We start from the raw sequence: 21,296 nt of genomic DNA on the forward strand, positions 1-21,296 counted from the left end.
CTCCATGCGATCGACCCGCAAGCTTGTCCTGTTCGCGGCGCTCGGTGCCGCAGCGGCAGTGGCGGCTCCGGCAGCCGCCCAGACCACGCCAAATACCCGGTTGGTGGACTGCGGCGAGGAGAGCTGCCTGCTCGTGACGGGTCACCGCGAAAGGGGATCGGACGAGGTTCGGATCAACGGGCATCGTGTTGATGTGCAAGGGCAACGCAATTGGCGCGTGCGCCTCCCGCTGGCGAAGGTGCGTGAGTGGTCTGCACCGTTTGCCCGGCGCCTCGAAGTGTCCACGCACCCCTTGGCGTCGCGCAAGGATGTGGCCCAGGCCGGGACTGCGGACACTGCGCGACTGCCCATCGGCCTGCTGGGTCATGTTCCCGACTTGGCGTCACTGGTTATTACTTTGGATTGAGCTGAATAATACTGTGCTGAAATAAGTCGGAACCTTGTTGGGTTCTTGTCATTATCGTCTCTCGGAGCTATGTGAGCTTTCCGAGCCGTCGAAGAGCGGCCTGTTGTTCCTTCGCAGGAGATGATGATGAAGTCTGGCCTCGTTGCCTTCGCCGCTCTTGCGCTTGCCACCTCGGCATCCGCAAACGCCACTGAAAACCCCCTTGCCCGTGACAAGGCCGTCCTGAACCTTCAGGGTCTGGACCTGTCCACCACCGACGGCCAGCAGCGCCTCGCCATCCGCATGGACCAGGCCGCGCGCTCGGTCTGCGGTGACCGCCTCGCCACCGTCCACCTCGACGCCGAAAACAAGGCGCGTGAGTGCCGCGCGACGGTGGTCGCCGACGTGCGCCGCCAGATCGAAGCGCGCGTTGCCCTGGCACCGACCGCTTCGCGCACGCAGGTCGCTCTGGCCGACTAATTGACGGCAGGCGCTCCCTCTTCTTTTTGAGGAGAGGGAGTGCTGCTGTTTACGTGCCGGTTTGACTTTTACTTCGGTAGTTATACTAGCTTCCAGCTGCCTTTAACTATTGCGCGCTAGTCATTCGGCTCGCGACGAAGCGTCGTGCGTTCAAGCAACCAAAGGTCGTCACGCGCGCTCTCGGCCGTGCGAAGCCACTGCCGGCTCATTTCCCGATCATACCCGGCTTCGCCCACCACGATAGCGAGTGCACGTCATGCGCGCTCGTCCACACGCCGGCTTTGGTGTAGCGCAGGGCACCGCTCCCCACGGCCTTGCCGACCTTCGCTCGGATCGCCAACGATTTGGGATCGATCACGACGAAGGTCTGGTCCTCCGTGGTGCGCAGCCAGACCTTGCCTCCACCGGTATCGATGTCACCATACTTGAGCACCGGACCGATCTTGACCCGGCCACGAAGGCTGTTGGTGGTCGGATCGATGACCGCGACCGTACCGTCGCCCTGCTCCTGGACCCACACCGCGCCCTCGCCGGCGGCCAGGAAGCCCGGCGTCTTGCCGAGCGAAACCGTCGCTGTCACCGCGTTGGTGGTGAAATCGATGCGCTGCACGGAGGATGCCTTGCTGCTCGCCGCCCATAGCGCGCCTTCTCCAAACGCCAGATAGTGCGCGCCCTCGTTGGTCGGGATCGAGGCGATGACCTGGTTGGTCGCGGGATCGACCCGCGCGATCATGCCTTTGGCCTGGCTTGCCACCCAGACCGAGCCCGCGCCTGCGACGACATTCAACTCGCCCTCGCGCTGGTTGCCGATCCCTGTGGCGATCGTCGCAACTTTCTTGGCGGTGCGCGTGTCGATGCGCTCCAGCGTGCCGTCGCCGCAGTTGGCGACCCACAGGTCATGGCCCAGGATCGCCATGCCGCCACAGGGCCGCTTCACCGGTACTTCGGCGAGCTTGCCCTTGCGCGACCATTGTTCGACCCGGCCCTTGTTGGTGGCCCACACGGTCTTGCCTTGAGGCGCCAGAAAATCGGCGGATCCGGGCACCTGGATGACTTGCTCTTCCTGCGCCGATGCGGTGATCGAAAGTGCCGCCGCGCCGAACGCCAAACCGCAAACCAGTACTCGAAGTGCACGCATCGCCATTTCCCCTTGCCGTCCTGTGTTGCGGTTCGTTTCCTCAGGCCATCTGTGCGATGTAGGCGCGCCAGCCGCCCAGATCGGTGATGTCTCGCGCGCCGGTCAGCGCACGCGGCTCTGCGACGAAGCCCTTCACGCTGGTGCCGTCCGCGAGCGTGACCGTGCCGATCGCCAGCGGTGCGGGCACTTCCACCACGAAGCTGCCGAACTCGGCCACACCCAACTCGTAGACTTCGACCTTGATCGGGGCGCCGTCCACGCTGTGGACCAGCGCGGGCTTTGGCGGCACGCTGTCGGCCATGGCGTAGAGGCGGTAGTTGGGTGCGGTCTCGAATGCGCCGACGAAGGTCGCATCGCGCGAGGTGAGCTGCCAGTGCAGCGGCATGTCCTTGAGGTGGGCGCCGACAACGGCGAGTTTCACGGTCTGCATCTTGCCCTCCAGATCGAGCGGGGGTGGTGAAGGAAGTTGCGCGGCGGCAAGGTAGGCATCCGCGACGTCGAGCAAAGCTCGGTCGGTGTCCGCCGGGCCGATCAGGGTTACGCCAAAGCCCGTCGCATTGGCGCGCACGCCTGCCGGCACGGCCAGCGCGGCCATGTCGAGCAGGTTCACGAAGTTTGTGTAGAGCCCCAGGTTGCTGTTGAGCGCTACCGGCGCGGCCAGCATCTCGCTGACGCGGTAGGTGGTGCCGGTGGTGGGAAACACCATCAGGTCGATGTCCTGCCACAGTGTATCGGCGTGGCGCTTGATCTCGGCCATGCGGTAGATGCCGTTGAACACGTCGACCGCACTGTAGTTCAGCCCTTGCTCGACCACTTCGCGCACCGTCGGGTCGATCGCGTTGGGGTTCCCGCTCAACATGGCGCTGATCGCAGCGGTGCGTTCGGCCACCCAGGGGCCGCCATAGAGCAGCAGCGCGGCTTCGAGCAGCGGCGCCATGTCGACTTCGACGAGCTCGCCCAGCTGCGCGAAAGTGTCCAGCGCCTGGTCGTACAGGTACTCGGACTCCGGATCGCCAAAGAACACGCGCTGGCCAGGGCGCGGCACGCCGATGCGGCGCGGGACAACGGGCTTGTCGGCGCGCGGCTTGGAATAAGGATCGGCGCTGTCGAACCCTGCCAGCACGCCGTCGACAAGGCGCGCATCGGCGGTGTCGTCGGTGAACACGGTGATGCAGTCGAGCGTGCGGCAGGCGGGCACCAGGCCACGCGTGCTCCAGCGGCCCTTGGTGGGTTTAAAGCCGATCAGGTGCTGGAACGCGGCCGGCACGCGGCCCGAGCCGGCGGTGTCGGTTCCGAGCGCGAATGGAACCAGCCCCGCGGCTACGGCCACCGACGATCCGGCACTCGATCCGCCACTGACGTAGGCGAGGTTATGCGCGTTGCGCGGCACGCCATAGGGACTGCGCGAGCCGTTCAGCCCGGTGGCGAACTGGTCGAGGTTGGTCTTTCCCACGCAGATCGCACCGGCGGAGAGCAGTTGCTCGATCACCGTGGCCGACGCTTCGGGCGCGTAGGCGAAGGCGGGGCAGGCGGCCGTGGTTTCGAGCCCCGCGACGTCGATATTGTCCTTCACCGCGAAGGGCACGCCGGCGAGCGGCAGCACCTCTCCGGCGGCAATACGGGCATCGACGGAGCGGGCGGCGGCAAGCACGTCTTCGCGCTCGGCGCGGCTGATCCAGATAGCGCGTTGCACCGCGTCATAGGCTTCGATGCGAGCGAGGGTTTCCTCGGCCACGTCGACCGCGGTCCTGTCGCCACTGGCGACGGCCTTGGCGATTTCCGTCGCGCTCTGGCGCTGGAGCCCGCTCATGAGTGACGCCTCAGGGCGAGCATGGCGGCGCCGGGTTGCAGCGATTGGCGTTCCTGCATGTAGAGGGCCGCGACCGTGCCCGAACCGGGGCTTTCCACGGGGAACTCCATCTTCATAGCCTCCATCACGGCGATCGTGTCGCCGGCCTTGATCTCGTCCCCGACAGAGACGAGCAGCTTCCACACACTGCCGCCGAACGGCACTTCGATCAGGTCCGCGCCCTCGGGCACTTCGATCGCGGCGGGAGGTGCGGCGTCGAGATCGTGGGCGCTGACGCGGTCGAACTCGCCGCTTTCGTGCCAGGCGGCGCGCTCGGCATCGAAGGCGGCCTGGCGCTGAGTCTCGAACCGCGTGATCGGGTCCGCATTGTCGCGGAGCATCGCCCGGTAGTCGGACAGGCGGAACTCGGAGTGCTCGACCTCTATCGAGCGGCGGCCGGCCGGAAAGTCGCGGCGCCATTCTGTCAGTTCTTCCGCGCTCACCGGGAAGAAGCGGATCTGGTCGAAGAAGCGCAGCAGCCAGGGCTTGCCTTCGACGAAGGCGTCCGTCTGGCCGTGCGTGTTCCACACCTGGATGGTGCGGCCGAACAGCTGGTAGCCGCCCGGGCCTTCCATGCCGTAGATGCACATATAGGCGCCGCCGATGCCCACGACGTTGGGCGGCGTCCAGGTGCGTGCCGGGTTGTACTTGGTGGTGACGAGACGGTGGCGCGGATCGACCGGAGTGGCAACCGGTGCGCCGAGGTACACGTCGCCCAGGCCCAGCACGAGGTAGCTGGCGTCGAACACCATCGCCTCTACGGCGGCGGCATCGGGCAAGCCATTGACGCGACGGATGAACTCGATGTTGTCGGGGCACCAGGGCGCATCGTCGCGCACGCCGCTGATGTACTTGTCGATCGTCTCGGTGATCGCGGGGTCACGCCAGCTGAGCGGCAGGTGGACGATGCGCGAGGGGATCGCGAAATCCTCGAGATCGCCCAGTTTCTCCTCGGCCGCGATCAGCGCGGCGAGTGCGGCGGCCTGGTCCATCCGCTCGCCGTCGAAGTGGAACTGCAGCGATCGGATGCCGGGGGTGATGTCGATCACGCCGGGGAGCGCCTGACGCTCAAGCTCCTGCAGCAGCGCCTGAACGCGGATGCGCAGTTCTATGTCGAGCACGATGTCGCCGTATTCGACCAGGATGTTGCGGTCACCCTGCTGGCGGTAGACGGTACGCGGGCGCAGGCCTTCCTGGACCGGGATATCGGCCAGGATGGGAGAGAGGCTGGCGATGGTGCGCGCCGTGTCCACCGGGACTGGCGTCTCGCCTGCGAGCAGCGCCTGCTGTGCCATGTCGGCGGCCGCGGCGTCCTCGATGGTGACGGGCACGAAGCGGACGCGGTCGCCGGCGGCCAGCTGTCCGATCATCCAGCGATCGGCGGCGATCACCACGAAGGGGCAGACGAAACCGCCGAGCGAAGGGCCGTCCGGGCCCAGGATGATCGGCATGTCGCCGGTGAAATCCACAGCGCCGATGGCATAGGGATTGTCGTGGATGTTGGAGGGATGGAGGCCCGCCTCGCCCCCGTCGGTCCGCGCCCATTGCGGCTTGGGGCCGATGAGGCGCACGCCGGTGCGGTTGGAGTTGTAGTGGACCTGCCACTCTGCGCCGACGATCGTGTCGATATCGTCACCGGTGAAGAAGTCGGGCGCGCCGTGCGGCCCGTAGAGGACGCGGATCGCCCAGGGCTCGGAGAGGTCGGGCAGGGAGCCGGCGGGCAGGGCCTCGCCGACCGGCTCGTCGCCGAGGTGGAGCGTATCGCCGGCAAGAAGAGGCCGCGCGGCATGGCCGCCAAACTGGCCCAGCTCGAACGTCGCCCGACTGTCGAGATAGGGCGCGATGTCGAGACCGCCGGCGAACAGCAGGTACCCGCGCATCCCACCGCCCGAGGCACGGCCAAGCGCGAGGGTCTGCCCGGCGGCGATGTCGATGGCGGTGCCGCGCATGACGGGCATGCCGTCCAGCGTGGCGCCGAAGTCCGCTCCGGTCAGGCAGATGCGGGCCGAGGCGTTGAATAGCAGCGTCGGTCCGGCAGCGGTGATCTCCAGACCGGTGGTGCCCTCGGCGTTGCCGAGCAGGCGATTGCCGAGGCGGAACGACTGGTCGTCCATCGGACCCGAGGGCGGCACGCCGATGGCCCACAAGCCCTGGCGGCCTGGCCAGTCCTGCACTGTCGTCGAGGTGCCGCCGCTGATCACGCGGATGCTGCGCGGATGGTAGCCGATGGTGTCGAGGACGCGGGTCGAGACTTCGCCGCTGACGAAGGCTTCGGTGCGCACGACGTCGCGCAGCCAGCGTAAGTTTGTCTCGATGCCGTCAACCCGGCTCTGGTCGAGCGCGGCCTGCATCGCGGTGACCGCCTGCTCGCGTGTCGGCGCGTGGACGATCAGCTTGGCGAGCATCGGATCGTACCAGGCGCTGACGGTGCTGCCGGCAAGCACCCAGGTTTCGGCGCGGATGTTGTCGGGGAACTCGACGGCGGTCAGCGTGCCCGAGGTGGGGCGGTAGTCGAGCGCCGGATCCTCCGCGTAGAGGCGGACCTGCACCGCGTGACCATTGGGACCGCTGCGCTCCTCGTCGAGGAAGGCGAAATCGCCCGCGGCGCCGCGGATCATCCACTCGACCAGATCGATGCCCATGACCTCTTCGGTCACGCCATGCTCGACCTGTAGGCGGGTGTTCATTTCCAGGAAGAAGAACTCGCGCCGGTCGGCGTCGTAGAGGAACTCGACCGTGCCGGCAGAGCGGTAGCGCGCGGCTTGCCCGAGACGGATGGCGGCATCGTACAGCGCGGCGCGCACTTCGGGGGGAAGGAGCGGTGCGGGCGCTTCTTCGACCACCTTCTGGTTGCGGCGCTGGAGCGAGCAGTCGCGTTCGCCCAGTGCGACGACGCGGCCCTGGCCATCCCCGAAGATCTGCACTTCGACATGGCGAGCGCGGCGCACGTAGCGCTCCAGGAAGACGCCGGCATCGCCGAAGTTTCCTTCGCCCAGGCGCACGACGGCGGCTAAGTTCTCGCGCACGGCGGCCTCGTCCTCGCACACGCGCATGCCGATGCCGCCGCCGCCGGCCGTCGCCTTGAGGATGACCGGGAAGTCGATCTCGCGCGCGGCCTGTGCGGCCTCTTCCTCGTCGGTGAGGAGGCCGGTGCCGGGTGCCAGCGGCACGTCATGGCTTGCGGCTAGATCGCGCGCGCTGTGCTTCAGGCCGAACACACGGATGTTCTCTGTCGTCGGCCCGATGAACGCGATGCCAGCGGCCGCGCAAGCCTCGGCAAATTCGGCGTTCTCCGCGAGGAAGCCGTAACCCGGATGGATCGCGCCGGCGCCGGTCGCCTTTGCGGCGGCGATGATCTTCGCGCCATCGAGGTAACTCTCAACGGCGGGCGCCGCGCCGATGCACACCGCCTCGTCTGCCTGCGCCACGTGGAGCGAGCCCGCGTCCGCCTCGGAATAGACGGCCACCGAGCGCAGGCCCATTCGCCGCAAGGTGCGGATGATCCGTGTGGCAATCGCGCCCCGGTTGGCGATCAGGACCGTGTCGAACTTCGTATCCTGGCTCATGCGGAAACGATCATGCGGACGGGGGTGGGATTGAAGGCATTGCAGGGGTTGTTGATCTGCGGGCAGTTGGAGACGACGACGATCACGTCCATCTCCGCCCGCAGATCAACGGTCAGGCCCGGCGCGGAGATTCCGTCGACGATGCCCAGCGACCCGTCCGGCTCGACCGGTACGTTCATGAAGAAATTGATGTTCGATACGATGTCGCGCTTGCCGCGGCCTTCCAGGAGATTGGCTTCCAGGAAGTTCTCGACACAGGCGTGTTGCGACTTGGTGTGGTGGCCATAGCGCAAGGTGTTGGATTCGCACGAGCAGGCGCCGCCGATCGTGTCGTGATATGGCACCGCGCTGGCGGCGATGGTCATCATCGGCCGGCCTTCGTTGGAGCGCAGCACGGTGCCCACGCGCAGGAACAGGTTGCCCTGCGCCGAGACGGTGTCCTGCATCGAATAGCGCTCGCTATCGTCGGCGGCGGAGTAGAGCAGGAAGTCGACCGCCTGGTTGCCCTCCAGGTCGACGATGCGCAGGGTCTGTCCCGCCTTGACGTGATGGAGCCAGGGGGCGCGGGCGGGCACGACAACGTCGTGCAGAACGGGGCCGGGCAGGCCGGCGACATGGGGATCGGCGCTCATGCTAAGGGTCCTCAGCGGCGGAAGTAATCTTCGGCGTTCTCGAAGGCGCGCAGGCCCTCGGGCGTCGCATTGCGGGCGGGGTCGTCCAGCGGCGTTATCGGACCTCTCCAAGCGGTCACGCGCAGCGGAGTGACGGTGTAGTCCTGACGCGGATCGAGCACGTGCGGGCAATTGGCGAGCACGACGATCACGTCCATCTCGGCGCGCAGCACCACTTCGCGGCCAGGCTCGAACGGGCCGACCACCGGCGTGATCGTGCCGTCCTCCTCGATGCGGGTGCCCTTGAACAGGTTCACGCAAGGGTGAACGTCGCGCCGCAGCAGGCCGTGCTTGGCAGCGCCGAGGAGGAAGCGGTCGCGACCATTGGGATAGGCCCCGCTGTTGCGGCCTTCGCCGTACTTGGCCTCGTTCGTAGCGGCGTTGGAGGTGCCGCTGAACGCGTCGTGGGTGCCGGCGCCATCCTCCATCAGAGTCATCAGCACGCGTCCCATGTCGGACAGCAGCAGCTTGCCCGCGCCGAGGTAGGCGTTCCACTGGACCTTGACCGTGTCGGCGACGTTCAGCCGCTCTGCCGGCATTTCGGCGTTGAACACCAGCAGCGAGGCGCAGGCATCGCCCTCCACGTCGATCAGCCGCAGGCGCGATCCCCGCGCGAGGCGCCGCGTGGCATAGCCGCCCGGCGCGACCGTCTCCTCCCAGAGCAAGTCATCGGAGGAGACGCCTTGCGGCAGATCCTCGGCGACCGGTGGCAGCACCGGCATGGCATCGACTTTGGTGCCGGCCATGGCGCGGGCATGGTCGCGGGCGGCGAGGGGATTGGCGAGTACCTGTGTCATGCGATCCTCGGAGTCATGCGGTCGCTCCCGCGGGCTTGCGGCTGCTGGTTTCCTGCTCGTGGAGCGGTGGCAGCAGCGCGGTGGTGGTGACGAGCTGGAGTTGCTGGACGCCGCGCACCCGGCGCAAGGCGTCGCACAGATCCTTGAGGCGAATGGCCGGGCCCTGGACGAGCAGGACCTCCAGCGACTGGTCTTCCTCAAGGAAGACGTGCTGGGCCGAGATCACTTCCTTGAGGTAGTCGGCCTGGGTTTCGGCCAACTGATGACGGACCCGGCCGCGATCGGCGCGATAGACGATGGTCACGGTGCCCGCGAGCATCTCGTCCGGCCGGATCGAGGCGGCATGCTCGGCCAGGGCATGGCGGATCAGTTCGGCGATCAGCTGCGAGCGCGAGGGCAGGCCGCGCTCTTCCACCATGGCGTCGAGCTGCCGGAAGAGATCGGCCGGAAGGCTCATGCTGAGCCTGGCCAGACCGGTGCCGTCGGTGCTCATGCCGCATCCTCTCGAGTGACGAGCGTGGTCTCAGGGCCGGTGTCGACCGAGGGCTCTTCACGCTTGGTGAGCGCGAGGTCGTAGACGGCGGTGGCGCCGAAGCGGTGCGGCGCGTGCGGATCGTGGCGGCGCTTGTCGAGCGCCAGCACCCGCGTTCCCAGTTGGAAGGCTTCCTTGATGTCGTGCGTCACCATGATGATGGTCAGCGAATAGTCGCGCCATAGCCTGGTGATGAGCGCGTGCATGTCGGCCCGGATACCCGGATCGAGCGCGCCGAACGGCTCGTCGAGCAGGAGGATGCGCGGACGCTTGATCAGGGCCTGCGCGATGGCGAGGCGCTGCTGCATGCCTCCCGACATTTCGGCCGGATAGAGGTCCAGGCTATGGCCCAGGCCCACGGCACCGAGCATCTCTGCCGCCCGATCGCGCGCCGCGCGCCTGGCACTGCCGAACAGCCGGGCGGAGAACGGCGCCTGCTCCAGTTCCAGCCCCATCACGACATTGCGCAACGCGGTCAGGTGCGGGAACACAGAGTAGCGCTGGAAGACGACGCCGCGATCCGGGCCGCACTCGGGCGCGAGTGGCGTGCCGTCGAGCAGGATCGAGCCCCGTGTCGGCTGCTCCTGGCCCAGCACCACTCGCAGGAGGCTGCTCTTGCCCGCACCCGAAGGGCCCACCACGGAGACGAAGGAGCCGGCGGCGACCTCCAGGTTCACCCGCTCGAGCACGACCTTGTCACCGTACTCGACCCACAGGTCCTTGAGGCTGAGGAGCGCGCTCAATGTGCCGCTCCGTGGGCCCAGGCAAAGCCGCGGCGGCTGGCTTGCGTCAGGGCTACGTCCATCGCGATCGCGAGCAGCGCGATCCAGGCGACGTAGGGAATGATGACGTCCATCGACAGGTAGCGGCGGACGAGGAAGATGCGATAACCCAGGCCCACGTCCGATGCGATCGCCTCGGCCGAGATCAGGAACACCCAGGCCGGCCCGAGCGCCAGACGCATGGCCTGCAGCAGCCGCGGCATGGCCTGGGGCAGGGCGACGCGGATCATGATCTGCCAGCTGTTGGCGCCCAGCGTCTGCGCCTTGACGATCTGCTCGCGGGGGAGCGCCGCTACGTGCGCCACGATGTCGCGCACCATGACCGGCGTGATGCCCACGACGATCAGCGTGATCTTGGCCGTTTCGCCCAGGCCCAGCGCGATGAACAGGATCGGCAGCAGCGCGATGGGCGGGATGACCGCTATGCCGGTGACGAGCGGCCCGAGGGTGGCGCGGACCGGCGGCAGGACGCCGAGCACGAGGCCCAGGACCAGCGCGATCAAAGTCGAGATCGCCAAGCCGAGACCGAGGCGTTGCAGGCTGGCCAGGGTGTCCGCCCAGAATACGATCTGACCGGAGAGCTGGTCCGGCTGCAGCAGCAGCGCCGACATGCCCGAGACCATCGCGCCGGGCAGCGGCAGGATCTTGTCCAGCGGGTTCAGCGTGTGCCGCTGTGCCGCCAGCACGAGGTAGAGGATCAGGAGTGCCACGATCGGCAGGGCGCCCAGCAGCAGGCGATCGCCTCTCTTGGGCTGACGGTTCACCCAGCGCATGTGAGTTCCATCGTTGCGTTTGCCTGAGGGCGCATAGCGATCACAGCTTGCCGTCGGCGGCGTACTGCATGAAGCTGCTGTCGAAGCGCAGCGTCACCCGCTGCGCGTCGCCCAGCGTCTTGTTGCCGGGGAAGCTCATCCCGACCGCGTCGGCCGAAGCCGCGCCCTTGAACAGCCCCTTGGAGAAGCTGAAGTCGCGTACGCGCTTCATGTTGGTCATGATCTCGGGCGAGGCGGTTGCAGTGACGGCGGCCTTCGGATCGGAGTAGAGGTAGGTCGTCGACAGCTGGCTATCGAACGACTCCGGGGTCGCGCCGGCGAGCTTTGCCATGGCCGCGCGCGCTTCCTTGCCCTTGGCGTCCTGCTGCTTCATCAGCGCCAGCGTCTCGTACCAGATGCCCGCGAGCGCCTTGCCCAGGTTCGGGTTGGCCTTGATGGTGGCGGTATCGACCACCAGCAGGTCCAGGATTTCGCCGGGGATCTGCGCGGAGCTGAAGACTTCCCTGGCGCCGGCCTGGCCCTTCATAACAGAGAGCTGCGGGTTCCAGGCGACCGCGGCCGAGCTATCGGCGCTGGCGAAGGCCGCGACGATGTCGGCATCGGAGGTGTTCACCGTCTTCACGTCGGTCAGCGACATGCCCACGGTCGAGAGTGCGCGCGCCAGCAGGTAGTGCGAGACCGAGAGCTCGACGAGGTTGACCGACTTGCCCTTGATCGCGCTCAGCGTGTCGCCGCCCTTGATCAGGACGCCGTCGTTGCCGTTGGAATAGTCGCCGACGATGATCGCGCTGGTGTCCTTGCCGCCCGCGGCGGGGATCGTGAGCGCATCCATGTTCGTTACGGTCACTCCGTCGAACTTGCCTGCAGTGTACTGGTTTACTGACTCGACGTAATCGTTGACTTGAACGAAGTTGATCTTGAGGCCGTACTTGTCGGCCCACTTCTTCACGATACCTGCTTGTTGCGCATAGGGCCACGGCATCCAGCCGGCGTAGATCGACCAGCCGATGTTGAACTCGGTCCGCTTCTCCGGGACGCTGCTCTGGCCCGAGCATGATGCCAGCATGAGCATACCCGCAACCAGTGCGATCTTGCTCGTCTTGCCTAGCGACCTCAGAACCATGATTCGTCCCCTTTCGCAGTGCAGCATCAATCGGGATCGCTGCCTTGTCCAGTGCTGATATTACGTTTCTACCATTTTGTAATACCAGGCGCGTGAGAAGGTGTAGGACGGGTGGTCGGTGAAACAGGGCCTAACATCAGGATAACTGCCGTATCGGCACCATGCGGTTCAGAACGAAAGCTCGAATCAATCGTGCGGCGAATCACCTACCTACCCGTCAAATCATTGTCGCAGCACGGTTGGAAGCGTCCGCTCAGTATGTCGAGAGTAACGGATTTCTGCAGTGCAGCATGCGTATGACAGTTCTGTCGTTATTACGCTTGACGCTATCCGTAATATCGATACCGTACATCCAAGTCGACCGGAAAAGGACACGACGGCAGCCGCAACCGGGCTGCCATGGTGTCCTCCGGCCGATACCTCCGAGCGATCGCCGGAGGAGGACTGCGGTAATCCGAATGTGCGCTACTCGATTGGTCTGCGCGCGACAGTTTACGTTACTTTGCAGGATGCCGATCCGGCGTCCCATGAAGATTTTACATTGTGTGTCTCTCTTGAGATCGCACGCGAATACTGCTGCTTTGCTCTATTGCTTTACAGTCGAAACGCGAACAAGATCGGCAAACGATCACCGGAAAACCGGATATATCGGGAGTGAGATGTCACAACAGGCTTTTGTCCATGAGGGGGCCGACGTGACCAAACAGACATTCCGCACCAAGTTGCTCTGTGCGACCATTCTGATGAGTTCTGCCGCAACTCCGGCCTTGGCTCAGGAAGCCGCGGACGGAGCGACGGCAACCAACGCCAACGAGATCGTCGTTACCGCGACGCGCCGTTCGACGACACTGCAGGACGTGCCGATCAACATCAGCGCCGTCGGCCAGGAACAGCTCACGCGCAACCGCATCGACGACGTCCAGGACTTGGCGGCGTTCACGCCGGGCATGACGGTGCGAGACACCGGTCCAAGCTCGACCGGCAACATCGTTCTGCGCGGCATCTCATCGGACGATGCTAGCGGCGGCTCTGCCTACGAAAGTGCGGTGGGTGTGTACCTGGGCGAAGTGCCGCTCTATCTCGACTTCAAGCTGATCGATATCGCGCGCGTCGAAGTGCTTCAGGGGCCTCAGGGCACGCTCTACGGTTTGGGCACCCTGGCAGGCGCAGTGCGGTACATCCCGAACCGTCCGGATAGCAGTAAGTTCACGGTCGATGCCCATGCGCGCGTTTTCGATATGGCGCATGCCAGCGATCCCGGGTTCGTGATGGATGGCACGATCAATATCCCCATCATCGCCGATCACGTCGCGTTCCGCTCGACCACCGGCTATTACAACGTGCTGGGATTCATCGACAACAACGCCCTTCTACTTCAACCGGGGGTCTCCGATCCACAGCCCGGTCGTAGCCCGACGGGCGCCGGGGCATCGCTGGGCACAGCAGCGCAACGCGCGGCCAATTTCTACAGCAAGAAGGATGTCAACGACGAGCGGACGCTCACGACCCGCAACCAGCTGCTGCTGGAGCTCAATCCCGACATCAAGGCCTACCTGACTTACGCGCACCAGGAGACCAAGACGGGCGGCGACCAGGCCAACAGCGCGGGCGTCCTTGGGACGGGCAAGTACGAAAACGCAACTCGTTATCTAGAGCCGCGCAGCCGGAATGCTGACTTGTATGCGGCGGAGTTTAACATCGCCCTCGGCGGCTTCGCGCAGGTGGTCTCGACAAGCGCTTGGACCACACAGGATATCGATCAGGTCAGCGACAACACCGATCTGCTGCTTGATCTGAATTACGGGTATGAAGCGTTCCCGCAATTCTCATCATTTAACACCTCTGCTGTCAAATATCGACAATTCAACCAGGAAGTGCGTCTGGTTTCCACTCACGGCGGCCCCTTGAGCTGGGTTCTCGGCGGCTTCTACAACAACTTGCGTTCTGGCTCTCAATATCGTGAGTACACGCCGGGCCTGCCGGGATTCTTCGGCGTCTTTCGTCCAGACAACCTCGAATACATGTCGTTCGTGAACACCCGCACGAAAGAGATGGCAGCCTATGGTGAGGCCACCTTCCACATCACAGACGCCTGGCAGGTGACCGGCGGCTTGCGCTACTACAAGTACAAGGCGTTCGCTGAGGGTGCGACAGACACCCCGCTGACGGCGGGAGGCATTCGACGGACGCCCTATCCGCTGGTCCAGTTCACTCCCAGCCGCATTCGTTCGGGCAATACCGATGACGATGGCTTCGTGTGGAAGGCAAACACGTCTTACAAGTTCAATGACGATCTGCTGCTCTACGGCACCTACTCGACCGGCTATCGTACAGGCAACGTGAACCGGGTTGCGCCGTGTATTCAGCCACTTCCGCCTGGGCAGAATGTCTGCGCGTTGCCAAACGAGCTAGGATATGGCCCGGACAAGACCAAGAACATCGAAATCGGCTTACGCGCATCGCTGCTCGACAAGCGTCTGCAGTTTACCGTCGACGCGTTCCATGTCGACTGGACTGATCTTCAAACGCCCAGCCAGACGATCAACGGCGCAGTCGGGATCACCGTCAATGCCGGTAAAGCCCGATCGCAGGGTGTCGAGTTCTCGGGTGAGTTCAGGATCACTCCCGAACTGACGCTGCGTGGCACGTACTCGTACACGGACGCCCAACTCACCGAAGATGCGGCTGATATCGTCGTCAGCCAAGGTGTTCCCAATCCTGTGTTCGACGGCGACCGACTGCCAAGCTCGACCAAGCACCAGGGTTCGGCACAGCTGACCTATACATACCCGCTGGCGAATGGCGCGGATATCGAGGCGAGCTGGGCAGCGACCTACACCGGCAACATCTACTCGCGCATTGGTCTGCGCGGAAATGGCGAGGTCATTCCCGACTACATGATCCACCGTGCCTCAGTCACCTACCACGGCGAGCACTTCGACCTCGGCATCTTCGCGGACAACATCTTCGACAACTACGCGATCACCGGCGTCCAGAATGATGTCAGCTCGTTCAACCAGGTGCGCACCGACGTCGTCGAGCGCTACTATGGCTACAACGTCCTCACGCCGCGCCGCATCGGCGTGGACATGCGGTTCCACTACTGACGAGGGAGGGCGCCGGCAACGGTCGGCGCCCTCCCACTTTTCGGAGCACAGCCGTGATCGGGCAGCTACGCTACAAACGGGCAGTATCACGCGTGCTGCTGGCGACATCTGTGGCGCTGTTTGTCGCCGGCGCTGCCCCGCCCGCGAGGGCGCCACAGTTTGCACCGTGGATCGATGGCACGTCCAAAGGCGAGCCCGAGACGCAAGTGCAGCGGATCGATAACGACACATACGTCATCCGCCAGTCGGTGCGCACGAACTTCGAAGCGCCGTTTCTTTATCTCCTGTTCGGCCGTGATAGAGCCCTGCTGATCGATAGCGGCGCCGGCGGGCTACAAATCCGGCCCACGATCGATCGCCTGATGGAGGCGCACCAGAGGAAGCTTGGTGGAAAGGCGCTTCCGCTCATCGTGGCGCATTCGCACAGCCATGGGGACCACCATGCCGGCGATGACGAGCTTCGCAGTCGGCCGAATACGAAGGTGGTAGGTCTGAACCCTGCGGACGTCGCGACGTTCTTCGGCATTGCAGATTGGCCGCGAGGACTGGGCCGTATCGACCTGGGCGGGCGCGTGCTCGATGTGATCCCAACACCGGGGCACGAGCCGGCGCACATCATGGTCTATGATGCGCGCACGCAGCTGCTGTTCTCGGGCGACATGCTCTACCCCGGCCGTCTCTATGTACCGACCGATCGCATGGATACGTTCCACGCGAGTGCCGATCGGCTGGCGGCCTTCGCCAGCGAACATCCTGTTCGAGCTGTGCTCGGTGCGCACATCGAGATGACCGCCGTGCCCGGTCGGGATTACCCGATGAAAGCAGAGTCGCACCCCGGCGAGCATGGGCTGGCTCTACTGCCCGAAGCTATCACAGAGCTTCAGAGGGCTGCCGCGGCTCAAGGCCAAAGCCCCAGGATCGACGTGCACGACGACTTCATTCTCTACCCCGTGCCTCCGCGCCCGGCAGACTGACCCTGCGCCAGTCGGGCGACATCGGGCAGGGTTCAGACGAGCATTCTACCACCGCCTCCACATCGACCTTCTGAAGCCGCCAAACCGGACAGCCCGCAAATCCTTCTTCAGTTCAGCACCGCGAGCTGCGGCGTGTGTGCCCCCCACAGCTGCTTGCGATAGCGATCGAAGCAGCGCTTGCCGCAAGTCAATCGCATCAGCGCGCCCTCCGCGATGGCGGTCGCGCGGCGCGGATCTTCCCGCACGAGCGGAAGCAACGCCTCCTGGTTCCACGCCTCGCTGTGCTTTACGTCGAGCACCGCATGCAGATCGAAGTAGTGGCGCTCCTTGCCGCTCAGGCCGACGCGGCGTAGCCCTTGCGCGACTGCGGCCGAGCGGCCCGGCGCGGTGAGTTCGATGACGCCGAGCGCGCCGACCGAGTGCCAGGCATAGCGGCGAGACGTGGCCATGCCGGTCATCGCATTGGCCAGCGCCAGGCTCTCTCCTACAGTGCCCTCGATGGTGGGCCGAACGTCCAGAACGTCGGAGATCTTGTGCAGCATCGGGCCGTGCATGCCCTTGGCATTGCCGCGGCCCATTTCGTCCCAGTAGTTGCGGGCCAATTCCAGCTTGGCCTGGTCGGGCAGCTTGACCTGGGTGTAGGCGACCAGGTCATCGAAGCCTGCCTCGCCCGCGGCTTCCTGCTCGAAGAACCAGCGAATCTCGTCGCGCGTGGCACGCTCGGCGATCCAGGGGAACAGCGGGTCGCCTTGGCCGGGTCCGGTCTCGATCAGGCCTTCGAACCAGGCGATGAAGGCGTCGGGAGCGGTAGGCGCGCTTGCGGCCTCCGCCTGCACTTGCGCACGCAAGGCTTCGAGGAACTCGCCTTCGAGCTGCAGCATCTGTGCATCGCTCTCGAGGGTGCCACGCCAGTCCTCGTCGGGGAACTGCGGCTCGAGCCGGGTGCGGTTCCAACGCGCAAGATCCCGTTGGAACGCGTCGGAAAAGCAATCCTGCGCCGCGGGAACCGGTGCCGATCGTCGCGTCATGATATTTGTTAAGTGCCCGTTCTGCATACGAATTCCTCTTCTCTCGCAAGCAAACGCGGGGAAGGCTGGGCAGGTTCCCCCGAACATTGCCCTGGTGGGGCAAGCGTGCTTCGAAGAGGTCGGACGGGGCGCGTAAGTCTACTTGGTCTTGCCGGGGAAAAGCGTGCGCCAGCGCGCATCGAGCGCGGCTTGTGCCTGGCCGCTGCGGACGCGTGAAACCAACGAAATGCCGCGCAAGGTCAACGTGTGGCCACTCAGCCAGCGTCCGCTGATGGAGTAGCCCACGTCGTAGATCGCGACATCGTCATGCGGCTTGCCGTCGACCAGGAAGCGTGTGGCGATCGTGACCGGCAGGCGCTCATCGCCACGACTCTCGTCGGGCATGCTGGCCTTCTCGCGCGCGGTGATGAGCGCCCGGCCGAACCAGGCCGCTTCGATGCGCGGCTCGCCGGTGGTCTGGGCCGGAGGGAGGCTCAACGCCGTCGGGAAGGTGACACGTTGGCTTTGCACCGCCTGCTCTTCGGCCGCCGGCTTGAGCGTCAGTGTGTCGTCGCTGGCGACCACCGCGGTCAGCACCAGCGTCTGAACGCGCTTGGAGGCTTGCCTTGCCTCGTTCTCCCGGGCCGCTTCGCCGTCGCGGCGTTCGCTCCAGCTGTTCCAGAGAGTCAGCGCCGAGATGCTGACCGCGATGACCGTCAGCACTTCGGCCAACGTGATCCAGCGCCGCCGCACGGCCGCTGCTTCGGCTGCGCGCGTCTGGGTGCTTTCCGGTGGGTTCGGCTCTGAGAAAGGCTCGTTCACCGGGCCGTTCGATCACCTATGGCACTTGCCGTCAACGCTCATGCGATGGACGGGACAGCACTTGCCGGCCCGAACCGGGCGCGCGATACTTCGCCATATAAAGAAGCACGGGAGAGCGAGATGGCCAACGAGATGCCGCATTCCAGCCAGTTCACCGGGCTGACCCGGAAGGTCATCGCCTATAGCGAGCGGTTTGCCGAGATCATCGAAACCGTAAAGACGCGCGCTCTGACCGACGCGGATTGGGCGCCCATCGAGCAGATCGTCGATGTCGATACCTTCGAGCGGCAAGGCGTGTTCCTGGGCGCGCAGGCGGAAACCTTCGGCTGGTCCACCTACAAGTCCTACATCTCGCGATACGGCGCCGGCACCACCTGGGAAGGAACGCTGCGCCGTGTGACCGAGACGCCCGGCCTGGTGATCCTGGAACTGGAAGAGCGCAATACCCACGGCGGCGTCATGGACGTGTCGAACACCGTAACCATCTACGAGTTCGACGAGGCGGACAAGCTGCGCCACCTCGATGTCTACATCATGCCGCTGGAGAAGCGCTGACCTCGATCCGCAGCAATGGCTGGCCCATCGCGATCCGGTCGCCCTCGCGCAAGGACGCGACTGGCGGGCAGTCGGCGGAGGCAAGCACGACGATGGTGGATCCATGCTCGAACCAGCCCATCTCGTCGCCCTTGGCGAAGCGGGCGGCCGAGACGCGCACCCCTTCGCCGCCGGCACGTACGTTACGGCTCTCGTCCAGGAACGGCAGGCGAATGCTGGCAACGAGTATGGCTGCGACGGGGACCAGCGCAATCCGTGCCCCGCTTGCAAGCCGTACGGTGATCGGCGCGCGCTCGTTCTTGCAGAACAGTTGCTCGACACGCTTGAGCGCGATCGGGTTCACGTTCCAGGTGTCGCCGGAAATGTAGCGCACTTGCTCCACGGCAAGGTCGTGCGGTGCGTGGAAGCGGTGGTACATGCCTGCCGTGAGGCGCAGCGTCACGAACCATCCGTCGCGCCATTGTTCGGCATCGCTGTCGCTGCCGAGCAGGTCGGCGATCGCGTACGGGAAGCCCTTCACCTGGAACACCTGGCCATCGGCGATGCGGCCGAACGCTCCGACGATCCCGTCGCTCGGCGAGACGATCACTTGCGGATCCGGGTCCACGCTGCGCGCTCCGTCTTGCAAGCGGCGGACGAAGGCGGCGTGGAGGCTGGGGAAATGCTTTTCCGCCGCATCCGTCAAATCCACGTCACAGAACAGGCGCCATAGCGCGATCGACGCTGTTCGCACCGCCGGGTGCTCGCGCTTGCTGAACCAGCCCATGAAGCGGGTGAGGGCATGGCGCGGGATGCGGTTGGTGAGGAGGAAGTTGAGATCCTCCTGGGCAGCGGCGCGCATCACGGCGGAACGCAGGCTCATCGTGGGTCCTTCCGCCCCGGTTCAGAGCTGAACGCAGGGGACATGAGTTGAAGCAAGGCAAGTTGGCTTGGGGCATTCTGGGTGCGGCGGCCGCCATCGTGGGGGCGGAGAAGGCGCGCGAGCGGCTGCGTTTGTCGCGGGCCAAGCACCGCTCGCTCACCGGGCACGTGCGCATGGCCAAGCGGGTCGCGGGACTGGTCCCGGGCTATGCCTTGACGCCGGACGAGTTCTTCCGCGCCGACGATGCGCCCGTCGAGGTGACTGGCCGCCGCCGCGCCGCGCTCGATCGCCTGTCGGCGTTCTATGTTGAGCGGTTCGCCAAAACGCGCGCCTACACTGCCGAGATCCGCGACAGCATCCCCGACCTGGAGTTCACCGGCGCCTATCGCGTGCCGTTCCAGTTCAGCCCCGTGGTGCGCGAGCGGCTGGGCGCGGGCAGCTTCTACCAGGCGGCCGAGGGCGTGACCCTGACCGACCTCGACGGCAATCGGTTCTACGACCTGACCGGCTCTTATGGCGTGAACCTGCTGGGCGTCGACGCGTATCGCGCGATGGTGGCAGAGGGGATCGCCACTACGTCTGCGCTGGGCCCGACGCTGGCCGGGCTGCACCCGATCGTCGCCGACAATGTGCGCCGGCTGAAGGTGATCTCTGGGCTGGATGCGGTGTCGTTTCACATGTCGGGCACCGAGGCCGTCATGCAGGCGGTGCGGCTGGCGCGGTATCATACCAGACGCTCGCATCTGGTGCGGTTCGCCGGCGCCTACCATGGCTGGTGGGGCGACGTGCAGCCCGGCATCGGCAATCCGGTGCCAGCCGAGGGTACCTATACGCTGGCGGACATGAGCGAGGCGACGCTGGAGGTGCTTTCCACGCGCAAGAACATCGCCTGCGTGCTGGTGAACCCGCTGCAGGCCATGCACCCCAACGCGGGAGCGCCGGGCGACTCGACCCTGGTCGGTGGCCGCAAGGACGGTCGGGCGGATCGCGCCGCCTACTCGGCCTGGCTGCGCCGGTTGACGCAGGTCTGCCGCAAGGCGGGCATCGTGCTGATCGTCGACGAGGTGTTCACCGGCTTCCGCCTCGCAAGAAGAGGGGCCTGCGAGTACTTCGGGATCGAGGCGGACATGATCACCTATGGCAAGACGCTGGGCGGTGGCCTCCCGGTGGGCGTGCTGTGTGGCAAGGCGGCGCTGATGAAGCGCTTCAAGGAAGACCGGCCCGCCGACATCTGCTTCGCCCGGGGCACCTTCAATTCGCACCCCTACGTCATGGGCGCGATGGACGCGTTCCTGCGGCACATGGAAAGCGAAGAGGGCAGGGCGCTCTACCACGAGGTGGATGAGCGGTGGAACTTGCGCGCCGCCTCGCTCAACGCACGGCTGGAGGCGGCCGGCGTGCCAGTGAGGGTTGCCAATCTCGGCACGATCTGGACGATCTGGCATACCGTGCCCTCGCGCTATCATTGGATGTTGCAGTTCTACTTGAGAGCGGAGGGACTGGCGTTGAGCTGGGTCGGCTCGGGTCGGCTGATCTTCAGCCTGGCCTATGGCGATGCCGAGTTCGACGAGGTCGCCGACCGGTTCGTCGAGGCCGCGCGCAAGATGCAGGCGGATGGCTGGTGGTGGACGCCGGAGGGTGACGCTCGCAAGGCGCTGCGCGGTGGGCTGGTGCGCGAGTTCGCCAGGCATCTGCTGCGGTGAGGTGACGCAGGAGAAGCCCCTCCACCCCTCGCTTGGCAAGCGGTCCCCCCCCCCCCCCCCCCCCCCCCCCCCCCCCCGCGGGGGGGGGGAAGAATAGAGCCCAACCAACCCCCCCGGGGGGTGGTGGGGGGGGGGCGGCGCCCACCCCCCGCCGGGGGGGGGGCGCCGCC

General features: G+C 65.6%; 19 protein-coding genes. 7 read left to right on the forward strand and 12 right to left on the reverse strand.

What is annotated here, in order from left to right; translation table 11 throughout:
• The first annotated feature begins 4 nt into the window (after positions 1 to 4).
• Both HNO88_RS11080 and HNO88_RS11085 read left to right on the forward strand, forming a co-directional pair.
• On the forward strand, positions 5 to 406 hold the full coding sequence (locus HNO88_RS11080; RefSeq protein ID WP_184245070.1) for a hypothetical protein: 402 nt from the start codon (positions 5 to 7) through the stop codon (positions 404 to 406).
• Positions 407 to 532: 126 nt separating this feature from the next.
• A complete protein-coding gene (locus tag HNO88_RS11085) occupies positions 533 to 865 on the forward strand; it encodes a UrcA family protein (protein WP_184245072.1) in 333 nt (110 codons plus the stop codon).
• A 205-nt stretch (positions 866 to 1,070) separates the two neighbouring features.
• On the opposite strand, the gene HNO88_RS11090 is transcribed toward HNO88_RS11085, so the two are convergent.
• Genes HNO88_RS11090 through HNO88_RS11130 form a run of 9 tightly spaced genes read right to left on the reverse strand, consistent with a single transcriptional unit; the run spans position 1,071 to position 12,096 of the window.
• Positions 1,071 to 2,003, reverse strand: coding sequence for a Vgb family protein (locus HNO88_RS11090; RefSeq protein ID WP_184245074.1), 933 nt, complete (start codon positions 2,001 to 2,003; stop codon positions 1,071 to 1,073).
• A gap of 40 nt (positions 2,004 to 2,043) precedes the next feature.
• Positions 2,044 to 3,813, reverse strand: a complete 1,770-nt coding sequence (atzF, locus tag HNO88_RS11095; protein WP_184245076.1) for an allophanate hydrolase — start codon at positions 3,811 to 3,813, stop codon at positions 2,044 to 2,046.
• Positions 3,810 to 7,418: an urea carboxylase gene (gene uca, locus HNO88_RS11100; protein WP_184245078.1), complete on the reverse strand. Its 3,609-nt coding sequence runs from the start codon at positions 7,416 to 7,418 to the stop codon at positions 3,810 to 3,812. Before uca ends, atzF begins: the two co-directional genes overlap by 4 nt.
• Positions 7,415 to 8,050 (reverse strand): urea amidolyase associated protein UAAP2, encoded by a 636-nt coding sequence (locus tag HNO88_RS11105; RefSeq protein ID WP_184245079.1) that lies wholly within the window; start codon positions 8,048 to 8,050, stop codon positions 7,415 to 7,417. The genes uca and HNO88_RS11105 overlap by 4 nt, the downstream gene beginning before the upstream one ends.
• 11 nt (positions 8,051 to 8,061) lie before the next feature.
• Entirely contained in the window at positions 8,062 to 8,886 is an 825-nt protein-coding gene (locus tag HNO88_RS11110) for an urea amidolyase associated protein UAAP1 (protein WP_184245081.1), read from the reverse strand.
• Positions 8,887 to 8,899: 13 nt separating this feature from the next.
• Complete coding sequence (locus tag HNO88_RS11115) at positions 8,900 to 9,379, reverse strand: CopG family ribbon-helix-helix protein (protein ID WP_184245083.1); 480 nt, start codon at positions 9,377 to 9,379, stop codon at positions 8,900 to 8,902.
• Positions 9,376 to 10,161 (reverse strand): ATP-binding cassette domain-containing protein, encoded by a 786-nt coding sequence (locus tag HNO88_RS11120; protein ID WP_184245085.1) that lies wholly within the window; start codon positions 10,159 to 10,161, stop codon positions 9,376 to 9,378. Before HNO88_RS11120 ends, HNO88_RS11115 begins: the two co-directional genes overlap by 4 nt.
• Positions 10,158 to 10,973: an ABC transporter permease gene (locus tag HNO88_RS11125; protein WP_184245087.1), complete on the reverse strand. Its 816-nt coding sequence runs from the start codon at positions 10,971 to 10,973 to the stop codon at positions 10,158 to 10,160. Before HNO88_RS11125 ends, HNO88_RS11120 begins: the two co-directional genes overlap by 4 nt.
• A 40-nt stretch (positions 10,974 to 11,013) precedes the next feature.
• Positions 11,014 to 12,096, reverse strand: coding sequence for a putative urea ABC transporter substrate-binding protein (locus tag HNO88_RS11130; protein ID WP_184245089.1), 1,083 nt, complete (start codon positions 12,094 to 12,096; stop codon positions 11,014 to 11,016).
• Positions 12,097 to 12,379: 283 nt separating this feature from the next.
• Between HNO88_RS11130 and HNO88_RS11135 the strand changes: the two genes are divergently transcribed.
• Genes HNO88_RS11135 through HNO88_RS11145 form a run of 3 tightly spaced genes read left to right on the forward strand, consistent with a single transcriptional unit; the run spans position 12,380 to position 16,177 of the window.
• Positions 12,380 to 12,754, forward strand: a complete 375-nt coding sequence (locus tag HNO88_RS11135; protein ID WP_184245091.1) for a hypothetical protein — start codon at positions 12,380 to 12,382, stop codon at positions 12,752 to 12,754.
• Between the two features lie 37 nt (positions 12,755 to 12,791).
• Positions 12,792 to 15,203 (forward strand): TonB-dependent receptor, encoded by a 2,412-nt coding sequence (locus HNO88_RS11140; RefSeq protein WP_312857056.1) that lies wholly within the window; start codon positions 12,792 to 12,794, stop codon positions 15,201 to 15,203.
• 53 nt (positions 15,204 to 15,256) lie between these two features.
• Positions 15,257 to 16,177, forward strand: coding sequence for an MBL fold metallo-hydrolase (locus tag HNO88_RS11145; RefSeq protein WP_312857057.1), 921 nt, complete (start codon positions 15,257 to 15,259; stop codon positions 16,175 to 16,177).
• A gap of 107 nt (positions 16,178 to 16,284) precedes the next feature.
• On the opposite strand, the gene HNO88_RS11150 is transcribed toward HNO88_RS11145, so the two are convergent.
• Positions 16,285 to 17,205, reverse strand: a complete 921-nt coding sequence (locus tag HNO88_RS11150; protein ID WP_184245095.1) for an iron-containing redox enzyme family protein — start codon at positions 17,203 to 17,205, stop codon at positions 16,285 to 16,287.
• A gap of 138 nt (positions 17,206 to 17,343) precedes the next feature.
• A complete protein-coding gene (locus tag HNO88_RS11155; RefSeq protein ID WP_184245097.1) occupies positions 17,344 to 18,006 on the reverse strand; it encodes a hypothetical protein in 663 nt (220 codons plus the stop codon).
• 120 nt (positions 18,007 to 18,126) lie between these two features.
• Between HNO88_RS11155 and HNO88_RS11160 the strand changes: the two genes are divergently transcribed.
• Positions 18,127 to 18,561 carry a hypothetical protein gene (locus HNO88_RS11160; RefSeq protein ID WP_184245099.1) on the forward strand — a complete coding sequence of 145 codons (435 nt, stop codon included), beginning with the start codon at positions 18,127 to 18,129 and terminating at the stop codon, positions 18,559 to 18,561.
• Here HNO88_RS11160 and asd read toward each other — a convergent pair.
• Positions 18,539 to 19,423: an archaetidylserine decarboxylase gene (gene asd, locus HNO88_RS11165; RefSeq protein ID WP_184245101.1), complete on the reverse strand. Its 885-nt coding sequence runs from the start codon at positions 19,421 to 19,423 to the stop codon at positions 18,539 to 18,541. The genes HNO88_RS11160 and asd overlap by 23 nt on opposite strands.
• Positions 19,424 to 19,485: 62 nt before the next feature.
• Here asd and HNO88_RS11170 point away from each other — a divergent pair, with 62 nt between their 5' ends.
• A complete protein-coding gene (locus HNO88_RS11170; RefSeq protein WP_246381561.1) occupies positions 19,486 to 21,126 on the forward strand; it encodes an aminotransferase class III-fold pyridoxal phosphate-dependent enzyme in 1,641 nt (546 codons plus the stop codon).
• Positions 21,127 to 21,296: the final 170 nt, after the last annotated feature.

This window comes from Novosphingobium chloroacetimidivorans, assembly GCF_014204535.1.
In the GTDB taxonomy this organism is placed as follows: Bacteria; Pseudomonadota; Alphaproteobacteria; order Sphingomonadales; family Sphingomonadaceae; genus Novosphingobium; species Novosphingobium chloroacetimidivorans.

Bases quoted from the DNA above. Each gene is read 5' to 3' on its own strand.
- HNO88_RS11125 (WP_184245087.1), bottom strand. From the start codon at position 10,973: ATGCGCTGGGTGAACCGTCAGCCCAAGAGAGGCGATCGCCTGCTGCTG.
- uca (WP_184245078.1), bottom strand. From the start codon at position 7,418: ATGAGCCAGGATACGAAGTTCGACACGGTCCTGATCGCCAACCGGGGC.
- HNO88_RS11115 (WP_184245083.1), bottom strand. From the start codon at position 9,379: ATGAGCACCGACGGCACCGGTCTGGCCAGGCTCAGCATGAGCCTTCCG.
- HNO88_RS11150 (WP_184245095.1), bottom strand. From the start codon at position 17,205: ATGACGCGACGATCGGCACCGGTTCCCGCGGCGCAGGATTGCTTTTCC.
- asd (WP_184245101.1), bottom strand. From the start codon at position 19,423: ATGAGCCTGCGTTCCGCCGTGATGCGCGCCGCTGCCCAGGAGGATCTC.
- HNO88_RS11090 (WP_184245074.1), bottom strand. From the start codon at position 2,003: ATGCGTGCACTTCGAGTACTGGTTTGCGGTTTGGCGTTCGGCGCGGCG.
- HNO88_RS11105 (WP_184245079.1), bottom strand. From the start codon at position 8,050: ATGAGCGCCGATCCCCATGTCGCCGGCCTGCCCGGCCCCGTTCTGCAC.
- atzF (WP_184245076.1), bottom strand. From the start codon at position 3,813: ATGAGCGGGCTCCAGCGCCAGAGCGCGACGGAAATCGCCAAGGCCGTC.
- HNO88_RS11080 (WP_184245070.1), top strand. From the start codon at position 5: ATGCGATCGACCCGCAAGCTTGTCCTGTTCGCGGCGCTCGGTGCCGCA.
- HNO88_RS11085 (WP_184245072.1), top strand. From the start codon at position 533: ATGAAGTCTGGCCTCGTTGCCTTCGCCGCTCTTGCGCTTGCCACCTCG.
- HNO88_RS11160 (WP_184245099.1), top strand. From the start codon at position 18,127: ATGGCCAACGAGATGCCGCATTCCAGCCAGTTCACCGGGCTGACCCGG.
- HNO88_RS11110 (WP_184245081.1), bottom strand. From the start codon at position 8,886: ATGACACAGGTACTCGCCAATCCCCTCGCCGCCCGCGACCATGCCCGC.
- HNO88_RS11130 (WP_184245089.1), bottom strand. From the start codon at position 12,096: ATGGTTCTGAGGTCGCTAGGCAAGACGAGCAAGATCGCACTGGTTGCG.